We start from the raw sequence: 13,592 nt of genomic DNA on the forward strand, positions 1-13,592 counted from the left end.
TATGGCGGAGGTAAATCGCATCATGGCCAGCCTGAAGTCCGCAACCAAGCCAAAGAAACCGGTGGTAAAGGGAGGCGGAAAAGAAGGTCAAAGGCCAGGGCGGCTGGCAGACTATCTGCTGGCAAGAGCTCCGTCCGAAGACGTTGCGGCCTATGACGCCGCCGACCTCGCCCGAGCCGCCGAACTGGCAGAGAGTGCCGTTCTCCGCCACAAGAAGGGCGAAAGCATCGTCTCGGTCGAGACTGCATCCGGCGTGTCGCGCCAGGGTCGGCCGGTGACGGTGATCACTGTCGTCAACGACAACATGCCTTTCCTGTTCGATTCGATTCTCGGCGAGATCACCGAGGCCGCAGGCGAACCGACGCTGGTCACCCACCCCGTCATTGCGGTCAGGCATTCGAAGGCCGGCGTGGCCGAAATCGTCGGTGATGGCGGCCTGGCCAAGGAAGATGCCGGTCTCGACAAGCTTAGTGTCGTGCACGTCCATATCGGCCGGCTTTCCGAAGAAGCCGCTGCGGCGCTCGCTGCGCGGCTGACGAAGACGCTGGCGCAGGTGCGCGCTGCCGTGACGGACTGGAAACCGATGCTGGCACGGCTCGACCAGGCGATCTCCGAGTTCCGCTATGCACCGGTGCCGCTCGACAAGAAGCATGTCGCCGAGGGCATCGCTTTCCTCGAATGGCTGCGCGACGACAATTTCACCTTCCTCGGCATGCGTGAGTTTAAATATTCCGGTGGTGAGAAAAGCGGCAACCTGGAGCGTGCGGAGAAGCCGGGACTGGGCATTCTTTCCGATCCGGATGTGCTGGTGCTGCGACGCGGTACCGAGGCGGTGACGACGACGCCTGAGATCCGCGCATTCCTGCATGGACCTGAACCGCTTATCGTCACCAAGGCCAATGCCAAGTCGGTGGTGCACCGGCGCATCTATCTCGACTACATCGGCATCAAGACCTACGACAACAATGGCAAGCTGGCCGGCGAGCTGCGCATCGTTGGCCTGTTCACCTCGACCGCCTACACGCGCTCGGTGATGAAGATCCCTTATCTGCGTTCCAAGGCGGAAACGGTGATCGCCAAATCCGGTTTCAATCCGGACGATCATTCCGGCAAGGCGCTGATCAACGTGCTGGAAAGTTATCCGCGCGACGAGCTGTTCCAGGTGCCGGTTCCGACCTTGCGCAAACATGCCGAGGCGATCCTCGGTTTGGTCGAGCGGCCACGGGTTCGTGCGCTGGTGCGCGCCGACCAGTTCGACCGCTTCGTATCCATCCTCGTCTTCGTACCGCGTGATCGCTACGACAGCGTCGTGCGCGAAAAGATGGGCGTCTACCTGAAAACCGTTTTCGATGGTCGTTTGTCGGCTTACTATCCGGCTTTTCCAGAAGGCGGGCTGGCTCGCGTACACTTCATCATCGGCCGCTCCGGCGGCAAGACGCCCAAGGTCGAGCAGGAAACGGTCGAGGCAGCGATCCGCGATATTGTGCGCACCTGGGAAGATGCATTGGCGGAAGCCGCCGAGGCCGGTGGCAATGATCCGGCGTTGAAAGCGATCGCCGCACGATTCCCGGAAAGCTATCGCGATTCCTTCTCGTCGGCTGTGGCGTTGGTCGATGCTGAACGCATTGCAAAGCTCTCGGCCGCGAATCCGATCGACATCGATTATTATCGCGACGCCGGCCAGGCGCCGGAACAGGCCTCGCTGAAGATCTATCATCACGGCAGCCCGGTCGCGCTGTCGCGGCGGGTGCCGTTGCTGGAGAACACCGGATTCCGGGTGATCAGCGAGCGCACTTTCGAGATCGACAAGGAGGACGGCAGCCGCGTCTTCATCCACGACATGGAGCTGGAGAATGCCTTCGGCCAGCCAATCGATCTCGCCGACGAGGGGGCGCTGTTCGAGGACGTGTTCCTGGCGGTGTGGCGTGGCGACGTCGACAATGACGGCTACAACAGCCTTGCCCAGACGGCTGGGCTGAAGGCGACCGAGATTCTGGTGCTGCGCGCCTATGGCCGGTACCTGCAGCAGGCGGGCATCCCGCAGAGCCAGGATTTCATAGCTGCGACTCTGAACCGTTATCCCGATATCGCGCGGGGCCTCTATGCGCTCTTCGTCGCGCGGCATGGAGCGGACGCGGCGGGCGATGGCGTCACTACGGCCAAGCACCTCAAGGCGAAGATCAAGGACGCGCTGGAGGATGTTCCCAGCATCGACGACGACACCATCATTCGTCGCTATCTCAACCTTATCGAAGCAACGCTGCGGACCAACCATTTCGTGGAAGGCAAGAAAGAGCGTGGCCAGTCGCTGGCGATCAAGCTCGATTCGCGCGCCGTCGACGGCTTGCCAGAACCGAGGCCGTGGCGCGAGATTTTCGTCTACGGCTCCGAGGTGGAAGGCGTGCATCTGCGCTTCGGCGCAGTGGCCCGCGGCGGCCTGCGCTGGTCGGATCGTGCCCAGGATTACCGCACCGAAGTTCTGGGCCTGGTGAAAGCGCAGCAGGTGAAGAATGCCGTCATCGTGCCGGTGGGCGCCAAGGGTGGCTTTTATCCAAAGCGCCTGCCGTCGGCCTTCCAGCGCGACCTTTGGTTCGAGGCGGGCCGTCAGGCCTATATCAACTTCGTTTCGAGCCTGCTGTCGATCACCGACAATATCGGCATAGACCATGTCGTGCCGCCGGCCGGGGTGGTGCGCCACGACGCCGACGATCCGTACTTCGTCGTCGCAGCAGACAAGGGTACAGCAACCTTCTCCGACACCGCCAATGCGATTTCGGAAAAGCACGGCTTCTGGCTGGACGATGCCTTCGCTTCGGGCGGTTCGGCAGGCTACGACCACAAGAAGATGGGCATCACCGCCAAGGGTGCCTGGGAAGCGGTGAAGCGGCATTTCCGCGAAATGAACCGTGACATCCAGACATCGCCCTTCACGGTGGTCGGCGTCGGCGACATGTCGGGCGACGTGTTCGGCAACGGCATGCTGTTGTCGGAACAGACGAAGCTGATCGCTGCCTTCGACCATCGCGACATCTTTATCGACCCGGAACCGGACATGGCGGCCTCCTTTACCGAGCGCAAGCGCATGTTCGACCTGCCACGTTCGAGCTGGCAGGACTACGACAAGTCGAAACTGTCGAAGAACGGCGTCATTGTCTCGCGCAACCAGAAGTCGATCACGCTTCCCGCGGAAGCCGCTGCGGCGATCGGCCTCGCCAAGACGACAGCGACGCCGGCCGAGATCATGACCGCCATCCTGAAGGCTCCGGTCGATCTTTTGTGGTTCGGTGGCATCGGAACCTATGTGAAGGCCGTCTCGGAGACCAATCAGGACGTCGGTGATCGCGCCAACGACCCGATTCGCGTCAACGCGATGGATGTGCGCGCCAAGGTGATCGGCGAGGGCGCCAACCTTGGCGTCACCCAGCGCGGCCGCATCGAATTCGGCCTGGCCGGTGGACGCAACAACTCGGATGCGATTGACAACTCAGGCGGCGTCAACTGCTCCGACGTCGAGGTCAACATCAAGATTGCGCTGGCTTCGGCAATGCGCAAGGGTTCGCTGGCACGGCCGGCGCGCAACAAGCTGCTGGCCGAGATGACCGACGAGGTCGGCAATCTGGTGCTTTCCAACAATTACGAGCAGACGCTGGCGCTGTCGCTGGCCCGCAAGCGCGGGCTGGCCGATATCGCTCACCAGGGTCGCTTCATGGCGGCGCTCGAAGCACGTGGGCTGCTCGATCGTGCCGTCGAGACGCTGCCGTCGCCGGCGGCCCTTGCCGAACGTGAAGCGCGCGGCGAGCCGCTGACCCGGGCGGAACTCGGTGTTCTGCTCGCTTATGCAAAGATCGTGCTGTTCTCCGACATCGTCGCTTCGGATGTGCCGGACGATGCGCATTTCAACACCGACCTGACCGGTTACTTCCCGGAGCGGATGGTCAAGAAGTACAACGAGGAGATCCACGGTCACCGGCTGCGGCGCGAGATCATTGCCCGTGTCGTCGCCAATGATCTCGTCAATCGTGGCGGTCCGTCCTTCACCAACCGGCTCATGGAAGCGACCGGCCGCAGCGCGGCGGACGTGGTGCGGACTTTCGCGGTGATCCGCGACGGTTTCGGCCTGCCGGCGCTCTACAACGAGATCGATGCGCTCGACAACAAGATCGACGGCCAGGTGCAGATCGATCTCTACCAGATCGTCAGCCGGCTTATCTTTGTCACCGCAGGGTGGTACCTGAAGAACGATGCGGGTACCGCACCGCTCGGTCAGCGCATCGCCGAATTGCAGGAGGCGCGCAAGGCGCTTGAACCGAAGCTGGTGTCGCTGCTGTCAGATTTCTCACGCGAGCGGCTGGAAGAGAAGCGGCACGGCTTGTTCAAGGTCGGTACGCCTGACAAGCTGGCCGAGCGACTGGCACTGGCCGATGTCGCTGAACTGTATCCGGACATTGCGCTGGCATCCCGCCTCGCCGGTTCGGACATCGTCGCGGCGGCGAAAGCATTCTTTGCTGTCAGTGAAGCCTTCCGCATCCCACGCATCGAGGAAGCCGCGCGATCGGTGACACCGCCGGACTATTACGACCAGCTGGCCCTGTCGCGTGCCACAGATACGATCGGCGCGGCAAGGCGTGGCATCGCCGTGGCGGCGCTGACGCAGCATGGCAAGGCTGCTGATCCGGTCGCGGCCTGGCTGGAAGCTGGTGGCGAACGCATCGCTCGCGTGCGCGAACGGCTGCAGGCGCTGACGGAGGGCGGCGAGATTACGGTGTCGCGTCTATCGGTCGCCTCCGGCCTGATGAGCGATCTGATCGGGGCGTAATGCCCCGATCTCTGTTCGAAAGCTCTAAGGCTTTTATGCTGCCAGCCGGGTCCGCGAGAGCCCCTCGCGGATATGGCGGGCGAGCTCGAGTGTCGCCGGTGCCGCATCGCGCCCCGGCAGATGCAAATTGATCGCGAAGGATGGTAGCTGCGGCAAACCGGCCTCCGCAGGCAGGATATCGAGGTGCGGTGGTACGGTGAACGCGAGCCAGGCCGTTACCGCAAGATCCGTTGTCACCGTGGCGGTGGTGGCATCGATGCTGCCGTTCTCGAACACGGTGCGCCATTCACGACCCTGATCGTGCAAGGCTGCCAGGACTGCAGGCCTGAAAGCGCAGGTTTCAGCGACCATCGAAACCGGCAGCGGTGTCTTCAGATGTGCGCCACCGCCCCGCGCTCCAACCCAGACCAGGCGGTCGACGGCGAGGCACTCGCCTTCGGAGGCGCCCAGTGGTGTCTCGACCAAGGCCAGATCGATCTCACCCTTGGCCAACGCATGCGCAAGGTCTGGCGAAGCAGCGCAGAGCAGCGAGATCTCGACCTGCGGAAAGGCATCCGCGAAGCCTTTCAACACCGGTGCGATCAAAGGGCCGGCTAGGTCGAAGGGCACGCCGAGCCGTACCGGCCCTTCCACACGCCGCGCCGTCATGTCGGCCCAGATTTCGTCGTTGAGGCCAAGCAGTCGCCGGGCCTTGCCCTGTAACCGCTCCCCGGCGCTGGTGAGTCTCAGGCCACGGCGGTCGCGTGAAAACAGCTCATGACCGAAGGCCTTCTCCAGCCGCGCGACCTGCTGGCTGACGGCGCTTTGCGTCAGGTGCAGTGCATTGCCGGCAGATGTCATGTTGCCGCGCTCCGCAACGGCAAGGAAAGTCCGGATCAGAGCGAGATCGAGATTGCGGGCCATGGTGGCATTATGAATGCTAATGCTGATCATAATCAACATGCGTTTCTCTAATGGCCAAGCAAGCGGTAGCTAGGACGCCGCAACTGCCGCCTGGAGAAGCGCATGTCGCCCGAAACCGTTTTGCCATTGGCTGTCTTTGCGCTGGTCTCCACCATCTCACCGGGCGGTGCCACGACACTGGCAACGGCCTCGGGCGCTCATTTCGGCTTTCGCCGTTCGATCCCGTTGATGGCCGGCATTGCTGCCGGCCTCGCCTCTATGGCAGCGGCGGCCGCCGCGGGACTTGCGGGTGTGCTGGAGGCGATGCCATCGCTGCAGCTTGCCATGAAAGCGATCGGGTCCGCCTATCTGCTGTGGCTCGCCTGGAGGGTCGGTCGCTCCGGTCCGCCGCGCCTCGACACCAATATGGCGCGGCCGACCAGCTTCACCGGGGGATCTGGCTGTTGTGGTTCAATCCGAAGGCCTGGGCGATGACGCTCGGAGCCGCGGCTTCGTTCGCAGCGCTCGCCGTCGGCCCGGCCCGGCTTGGCGCGCTGCTGGCGCTGGCTTTTGGCGTTGCGGCCACCGTCTCGCTGTCACTCTGGTGCACCGCGGGCTTGTTGATGGCGCGGCTGCTCAGGACTGAGACGCAATGGCGCGCCGTCAACATGGTGCTCGGGGTGCTGCTCGCGCTGTCGATCGTGCCGATGTGGCTTTGAACCAGATGTCGAACGCGTGGACGGGCGAGCAAGTCGGCTTCATCGGTCTCGGCGTGATGGGGCAACCGATGGCGCTCAATATGGCACGAGCAGGGGTACCATTGCTGGTATGGAATCGATCGTCAGAGCGCAGTGAAACACTGGAAGCTGCGGGCGCGAAAGTGGCAGTGAGCCCCGGCGAGGTTTTTGCCAGGACGCACATCGTCATCCTGATGCTGGCCACCGAACAGGCGATCGACGCGGTGCTCGCGCGTGGCACCGCTGATTTCAGCACTCGCGTGGCTGGCCATGTCGTCGTCCACATGGGTACGACTTCGGCGGGGTATTCGCGCGTGCTGGAGGCAGATATCCGCGCCGCAGGCGGCCAGTATGTCGAGGCTCCTGTCTCCGGTTCGCGCAAACCGGCGGAAGCTGGGCAGTTGGTGGCAATGCTGGCAGGAGAAACGGAAGCAGTGGAGGCCATTCAGCCTTTGCTTATGTCGATGTGCCGCCAGACGGTTCCATGTGGTTCGGTACCAAATGCGCTTCTGATGAAACTCGCGGTCAACATCTTCCTGATCACCACGGTGACAGGCTTGGCTGAGTCCGTGCATTTCGCCGAGCGGCACGGGTTGGATCTTGCGCGCCTGACGGCTGTGCTCGATGCGGGGCCGATGGCGAGCGATGTCTCGCGCATCAAACTGTCAAAGCTGGTTGCCGGCGACTTTTCCGTGCAGGCGTCAATCACCGACGTGTTCAAGAACAACCGGTTGATTGCCGAGGCGGCGCGTGAGGCGAAGATTGCCTCACCTTTGCTCGATGTCTGCTACCTGCTTTACGGCGAGACCGAGGCACTTGGGTTCGGCCAGTTCGACATGGCCGCCGTCATCCGCGCGATCGAAGATCGTACGTGGCGGAACAGCTGACGGTCACCCAAACGGGCCGAAGCTGTGCGATCGTCGCGCTTTGTGCAGAGGCATCAGGCCCGGGTCTTTGCAGTGCCACGAAAAACGTGCAGACATGAGCCACCGCGAACGGGACGAAAGCGGTGGAGGACAGATGAGCGACGTGACCATGCAGCGCGCTTCCGGGCGCGGCATCTGGGGCTGGATGTTCTTCGACTGGGCGGCCCAGCCTTTCTTCACGCTGGTCACTACCTTCATCTTCGGTCCCTACTTCGTCTCGCGCCTGTCGGCGGACCCCGCCATGGGCCAGGCAGTATGGGGTTATGGCCTGGCTGCGGCAGGACTGGTGATCGCAGTGCTGTCACCGATCCTTGGTTCGATCGCCGACCAGACCGGGCCCCGAAAGCCGTGGATCGCGTTCTTTGCGACGATCAAGATCGTCAGCCTGTCGCTGCTCTGGTTTGCAGCGCCGGGATCGAACCTTTTCCTGATCGTGCTGTTCTTTTCGCTGGCCTCGGTGGCGGCGGAGTTTTCGACGGTCTTCAATGATTCGATGATGCCGCGCCTCGTGCCCAAGGCCGAGATCGGCAAGATCTCCAATGTCGCCTGGGGGCTGGGCTATCTCGGCGGCATGGTGGCGCTGATCTTCGTCGTGGCATTGATGGCGGGATCGCCGGAGACCGGCAAGACGATCGTCGGCCTCGATCCAATTTTCGGGCTGGACCCCAAGCTCGGCGAAGACGCCCGCGCTACCGGGCCGCTCTCGGCGCTATGGTATTTCATCTTCATCCTGCCGATGTTCTTCTTCACACCGGACGCGGTGAAGGGCATGCCGGTCGGGCCAGCGGTCAGGCAGGGGCTGGCGGAGCTGAAATCGACACTGGCCGAAGTGCGCAAGCGGGTCGGCATCTTCCGCTTCCTCGTCGCGCGCATGATCTACCAGGACGGGGTCAATGCACTGCTCTCGCTCGGCGGGGCCTTCGCGGCAGCGATGTTCGGCTGGTCGATCACCGAGATCGGCGTGTTCGGCATCATTCTCAATGTCGTCGCCATTCTTGGCTGCTGGGTTGCCGCCCGACTCGACACCGGGCTTGGGTCCAAGGTGGTCGTGATGATCTCTCTGGTGCTGCTGACCATTGCCACCGTCGGCATCATTTCGACCGGGCCGGGTTATACGTTGTTTGGCTGGCTGCAGCTTCCCGGCATCGATACGGGCAGCCTGTTCGGAACCCCCGCGGAGAAGGCGTATATTGTCTACGGGCTGCTGATCGGCCTAGCGTTCGGGCCGGTGCAGGCTTCGTCGCGCTCATACATGGCGCGCAGCGTCACGGCGGAGGAGTCAGGACGCTATTTCGGCATCTATGCTTTGGCAGGGCGGGCAACCAGCTTCCTGGCGCCGTTCCTGATCGCCACCGTCACGGCGACGACCGGTTCGCCGCGTCTTGGCATGGCGATGATCATCCTGTTCCTCGTTGCCGGCATGGCGATCCTCGCCGGAACACCTTATCCGGCCGACAAGACGGAAGATTGAGGCCGGTCCCCCCGCGCGAACGGGTAGAAAAATCAGTGCCTGAAATGCCTGATCCCGGTGAACACCATGGCGATGCCATGGTCGTCGGCTGCCTTGATGACGTCGTCATCACGCATCGAGCCGCCGGGCTGGATGACTGCCGTTGCACCGGCCTCGACAGCGGCTAGCAATCCGTCGGCAAAGGGGAAGAACGCATCCGAAGCTACCACCGCCCCCTTGGTCAGCGGTTCTGCATGGCCGGCAGCCTCGGCAGCATCCAGTGCCTTGCGTGCCGCGATGCGCGAGGAATCGACACGGCTCATCTGGCCGGCGCCTATGCCGACCGTGGCGCGGTTCCGGGCATAGACGATGGCGTTTGACTTCACGTGCTTGGCGATGCGGAAGGCAAATCTCAGATCAGCCATTTCGGCTTCGCTCGGCGCGCGTCTGGTGACGATTTTGAGGTCGAGATCATCGACCACGGCGTTGTCGCGGTTCTGCACCAGCAGGCCGCCAGCCACCGATTTGACGATCGTGCCGGTCTGGCGCGGGTCGGGGAGGCCGCCGGCGACCAGCAGGCGCAGGTTCTTCCTGGCTGCGACGATTGCGGCCGCCTCTTCGGACACCTGAGGCGCGATGATCACTTCGGTGAAGGTCTTGACGATCTCCTCCGCTGCTTCGGCGTCGAGCAGGCGGTTCAGCGCGACGATGCCGCCGAAAGCCGAGACCGGATCGCAGGACAGGGCCTTGAGATAAGCTTCCTTCAGCGATGCGCCTTCAGCCACGCCACAGGGGTTGGCGTGCTTGATGATGGCGACAGCGGCCGTGCGTGCGGGATCGAATTCACCGGCCAGTTCGAAAGCGGCGTCGGTGTCGTTGATGTTGTTGTAGGACAGCTGCTTGCCCTGCAACTGGTGCGCGGTGGCAACGCCCGGGCGCTTGTCGCCGTTGATATAGAAGCCGGCCGACTGGTGCGGGTTCTCACCATACCGCATGACGCTTTCCAGGCGTCCGCCAAAAGCGCGCCATGTCGGCTGTTCGATCTTCAGTTCCTCGGCGAACCAGCCGGAGATGGCGGCATCATAAGCCGCCGTGCGCGCGAAGGCCTTGGCCGCCAGATGCTTGCGGAAGTCCAGTGGCAGCGCACCGGCATTGGCGGCAAGGGTTTCCAGCACCGCGGCATAGTCTTCCGGTTCCGTGACGATGGTGACGTAGGCATGATTCTTGGCCGAAGCGCGCACCATCGCCGGACCGCCGATGTCGATGTTCTCCACGATGGCGGCATAGCCGGCGCCGGAAGCGCGGACCTGTTCGAACGGGTAGAGATTGACGACGACGAGATCAATCGGCTGGATGGCGTGGTCGCGCATGGCAGCGGCATGTTCGGGATCGTTGCGCACGCCGAGCAGCGCGCCATGCACCGAAGGATGAAGCGTCTTGACGCGGCCATCCATGATCTCGGGAAAGCCGGTCAGTTCGGAAACGTCACGGACTGCAATGCCGGCAGCGGCGATCGACTTGGCGGTGCCGCCGGTCGAAACCAGTTCGACGCCAGCCTTGCTAAGGGCGCCTGCGAAATCGAGCAGGCCGGTCTTGTCGGATACGGAAAGCAGCGCGCGGCGAACCGGCACGAGATCGGGCGCTGGAATGTTCTTGGCGGCAACGGCCATGGCTGGCAGCCTTTCTGCGGGCTGGAGAGGATGGTCCGGGCCGTAGCACAAGGAGCCTCAAAATCAAGCTCAGTCGGCACCGGCGCCGGCACAAACTCAGGCCGGAAGCGCGTCGATCCTGTCACGCCAGAAGGTCAGGCGTTCCTTCAGTGCCGCCCCTTCGGGCCGAACGACGTCGTCGAAGCGCTCGAGCACGTCGATGGCAATGGCATCCTGGCCATATTGATTGTACGCCGTCTGCAGCCCGGATGCGCGATGGTTGCCGAGCCGGAGCGTGAACCACAGCCGGTTCGGCATGGCGTCAAGATCCGGTGAGTGGCCAACCCATCGCTGGCTCGTCTCGGCACAGGTCAGCGCATAGATGCCCGCCGGAACGTCGCGTTTTTTGTAGGCCGCCGTGGCGGTCTTTCTGTCGATGCTGCTCATGATCGAAACCTTTCGGGCCGCATGTAGGGGGTGCGCCGCCGCATGTCAATTATACCCGGGTAATAATTGACATGCGGCGCGAAACCAGTCATGAAGAGCGGGCCAGGGAGAAATTCGATGTCTTTGACCGCTGTCAGCACCGCCTTTCAGGGCGATCACCGTGTCGCGGACGGACCGCTGGTCGAAGTGGCGCTCGCTGTCAAAGCCCGCGATCACATCCGCGATGCACCCATATTGGTCTTTGATGACGCCACGGGGGCTGTTGTCGACCTCGATCTGCGTGGCTCGGATGCCGAGATCGTTTCGCGGCTCGCCGCGCGCTTCCCGTTGATCGCGGCTGTCAAATCCGTCGCCGAGGACCAGAACGAAGAGGAAGAGGCCGAGATCGCCGCGCGTGGCCGTGGCCGGCCGAAGCTCGGCGTGGTGGCGCGCGAAGTCACGCTCCTGCCGAGGCAATGGGAATGGTTGGCCGCTCAGCGGGGAGGCGCTTCGCAAGCGCTGCGTCGGCTTGTCGATGCCGCGCGCCGTGCCGATGGCGATGAAAGCGCGCGGCGTGTTCGGCGGGAAGCATCCTACCGCTTCCTGTCAGTCATGGCCGGGAACCTGCCCGGCTTCGAGGAAGCGTCGCGTGCGTTGTTCGCCGATGATCGGGAGAAATTCGAGCGACACATGGCGACCTGGCCCGCGGATGTCAGGTTTCATGCACAGAAGCTCGCTGGATTTACACCAGGCGAATGATCCAGCCTGCGAGCAATCCCAGGAAAGCTTCCGCGTTTCCATGAAAAACGGAACGCTCCAGGATCAGGATCACACCCTCGGAGCAAATCCTGCCTGGCCGGTGCGGACAAACTGCCAATGGACCTCCGGAAAGGTTGCTGCCTGGAAATGCAGCACGATCTGCCGGCTGCGGCGTGGTCCGACGATGCCGGCAAAAAAAATCGATTCCTCGACCTCGGGCTGCACCTGCGGCGAGGTAAATACCCAAAGGTCCCCGCCTTCGGCGGCGAGCACCAGCCTGTCATGCTCGTCGCGGAACAGGCTGGCATCGGGGTGGATATGGAAGCGCACGGCCACGGTGTCACGTCCATCGTTGCGCGTTGCACCGTTGCCGGCCCGCAGGAAACGGTCGCGGCCGGTCAGCACATTGCCGTTTGCCGACAGCACCAGCTCACGCTCGTGCAAGATGCCGAAACGCTGCGCGTAGCCGTCATGGCGAGCGACGAAGCCCTGGCGGCTACCGTCATCGAGGCGTTCACTCGAGACCTTGCGGGGTCCTCCGAGCAAAGGTGACCCCGGCAGGCCGCCAAGTCGCATCGACAGGGCGAAACGTGCCGAGGATGTATCGTTGAGTGTTGCCGTGGAATGCGCGGCAGTGGCGCGCGCCAGCGGACGGAATTCAGCTGCGCCATAGGTGTCGACGCCGGCATTGACGATGTAGTGCTGGCGCCCCGACGACAGTTCGAACGACAGGCAGCCGGCATGGGCTGAATTGGAAACATCGATCGGCGGCGGGGTACCGGTGTCGGCGATCACCGTCACGTCGCCCATGGCCAGTCGTTCGTAGCCGGAATGGGGCGCATGCAGCAGCGGCGCGCCGGCGGTGTCGTCGTGACGCAGGATCGCGGCGATGCGATCCTGAATGGTGGCGCCCATGCCGTTGAAGCGGGCGAGGCTGCCATCGTGATGGCGAAAGAAGCGCAGTGCAGGCAGCATGCGGTCAATGGCGCCTATCAGTGCCGTCGGTGGCGTCTCCGCCTGGTTGGCATAGGTTTGCCGCAGAGGCAGAAGATCGGCCAGGATTTCCAGAACCGTTAGCGGATTGCGCGAAATATGTCCGCCATCGGGAAGGATCTGGCGGTCGAGTTCTTCGCCGAGATTGCGTGTTGCCGAGCGCAGTGCAGAAGCGGGCGCAGGCAGGGAGAGCGCGGCAAAAGCGAGCGCGACGCGCGCGCGCAGCCTGTCCTTGCCGTCCGGCATCTCGCGCGCCAGCGAACGCAGGTAACGGATCTGCACGGCAAGCGATTTCAGGAAGGCGCGATAGAACGGGAATTCGGCGCCCTGCAGCACGACCGAGGAATGCTGCTGCCAGGCGATGATGCGCTTGGCGGTGGTGGCCGGTTCCCACGCCGGGCCGGCGATACGATTGCCATGCTGGGTGATCCAGTCGGAGACCAGCGCGCGGGAGTTGGCCGCGGCGAGGTCGGTGCCGGCGGCACGCATGTGGCGCAGCCAACGGAATCCGTGCAACGAGCGCACCCAGCCGTCATGGGCAACATCGAGCTGAAACGGTGACAGGCCGCCGGTCTCGACCAGATGGCCGGAGAGCGGGAAGCGGCCGTAATAAATCTCGTGCGCGATCTGTGGATCGGCAAGCCTGAGGTCGGGTGGCGCGATCAGCACGCGTTCGGGCGTACGGCCCGAATAGCGCCATCGATAGACAGGCCCGGCGCGCAGGCGTCGGCGCGCCTTGCGCCAAAACTCCTTCGCGACGAGCGTCCACAGACGCGTCGTATCATCGGCAGCCAGTGCCAAAAACCACCTCGAATTGTCCCGTCCGCCCGCATGAATTATAGGATTCAACTATATTCTTGAAAGCGAATTCAGCTGGAAGCCCACAGATCAGGGTAGCGCCATACCTTTTTTGGAGGGTTTCGAGGTATTTTGCCGAGGCATCAAGCGGTGAAG

General features: G+C 63.2%; 8 protein-coding genes and 1 pseudogene. 5 read left to right on the plus strand and 4 right to left on the minus strand.

What is annotated here, in order from left to right; all coding sequences use genetic code 11:
* The first annotated feature begins 22 nt into the window (after positions 1-22).
* Complete coding sequence (locus tag AC3WTO_RS12385; RefSeq protein ID WP_492461038.1) at positions 23-4,816, plus strand: NAD-glutamate dehydrogenase; 4,794 nt, start codon at positions 23-25, stop codon at positions 4,814-4,816.
* A 33-nt stretch (positions 4,817-4,849) separates the two neighbouring features.
* Here AC3WTO_RS12385 and AC3WTO_RS12390 read toward each other — a convergent pair whose 3' ends face one another.
* Positions 4,850-5,758 carry a LysR family transcriptional regulator gene (locus AC3WTO_RS12390; RefSeq protein WP_492461039.1) on the minus strand — a complete coding sequence of 303 codons (909 nt, stop codon included), beginning with the start codon at positions 5,756-5,758 and terminating at the stop codon, positions 4,850-4,852.
* A 63-nt stretch (positions 5,759-5,821) separates the two neighbouring features.
* Here AC3WTO_RS12390 and AC3WTO_RS12395 point away from each other — a divergent pair.
* From AC3WTO_RS12395 to AC3WTO_RS12405, 3 genes and pseudogenes are all read left to right on the plus strand, one after another.
* A pseudogene (locus AC3WTO_RS12395) lies at positions 5,822-6,417 on the plus strand (LysE family translocator).
* A gap of 5 nt (positions 6,418-6,422) precedes the next feature.
* Positions 6,423-7,322, plus strand: a complete 900-nt coding sequence (locus AC3WTO_RS12400; protein ID WP_492461531.1) for an NAD(P)-dependent oxidoreductase — start codon at positions 6,423-6,425, stop codon at positions 7,320-7,322.
* Between the two features lie 133 nt (positions 7,323-7,455).
* A complete protein-coding gene (locus AC3WTO_RS12405; protein ID WP_492461040.1) occupies positions 7,456-8,832 on the plus strand; it encodes an MFS transporter in 1,377 nt (458 codons plus the stop codon).
* A gap of 32 nt (positions 8,833-8,864) precedes the next feature.
* Here AC3WTO_RS12405 and purH read toward each other — a convergent pair whose 3' ends face one another.
* On the minus strand, positions 8,865-10,481 hold the full coding sequence (gene purH, locus AC3WTO_RS12410; protein ID WP_492461041.1) for a bifunctional phosphoribosylaminoimidazolecarboxamide formyltransferase/IMP cyclohydrolase: 1,617 nt from the start codon (positions 10,479-10,481) through the stop codon (positions 8,865-8,867).
* 96 nt (positions 10,482-10,577) lie between these two features.
* Positions 10,578-10,907: a GIY-YIG nuclease family protein gene (locus AC3WTO_RS12415; RefSeq protein WP_492461042.1), complete on the minus strand. Its 330-nt coding sequence runs from the start codon at positions 10,905-10,907 to the stop codon at positions 10,578-10,580.
* Between the two features lie 117 nt (positions 10,908-11,024).
* Here AC3WTO_RS12415 and AC3WTO_RS12420 point away from each other — a divergent pair, with 117 nt between their 5' ends.
* Positions 11,025-11,645 (plus strand): DUF2239 family protein, encoded by a 621-nt coding sequence (locus AC3WTO_RS12420; protein ID WP_492461043.1) that lies wholly within the window; start codon positions 11,025-11,027, stop codon positions 11,643-11,645.
* Between the two features lie 69 nt (positions 11,646-11,714).
* Here AC3WTO_RS12420 and AC3WTO_RS12425 read toward each other — a convergent pair whose 3' ends face one another.
* A complete protein-coding gene (locus AC3WTO_RS12425; protein ID WP_492461044.1) occupies positions 11,715-13,439 on the minus strand; it encodes a heparinase II/III family protein in 1,725 nt (574 codons plus the stop codon).
* Positions 13,440-13,592 lie beyond the last annotated feature (153 nt).

This window comes from Mesorhizobium sp. EU05-FHT14A09 (genome assembly GCF_058790995.1).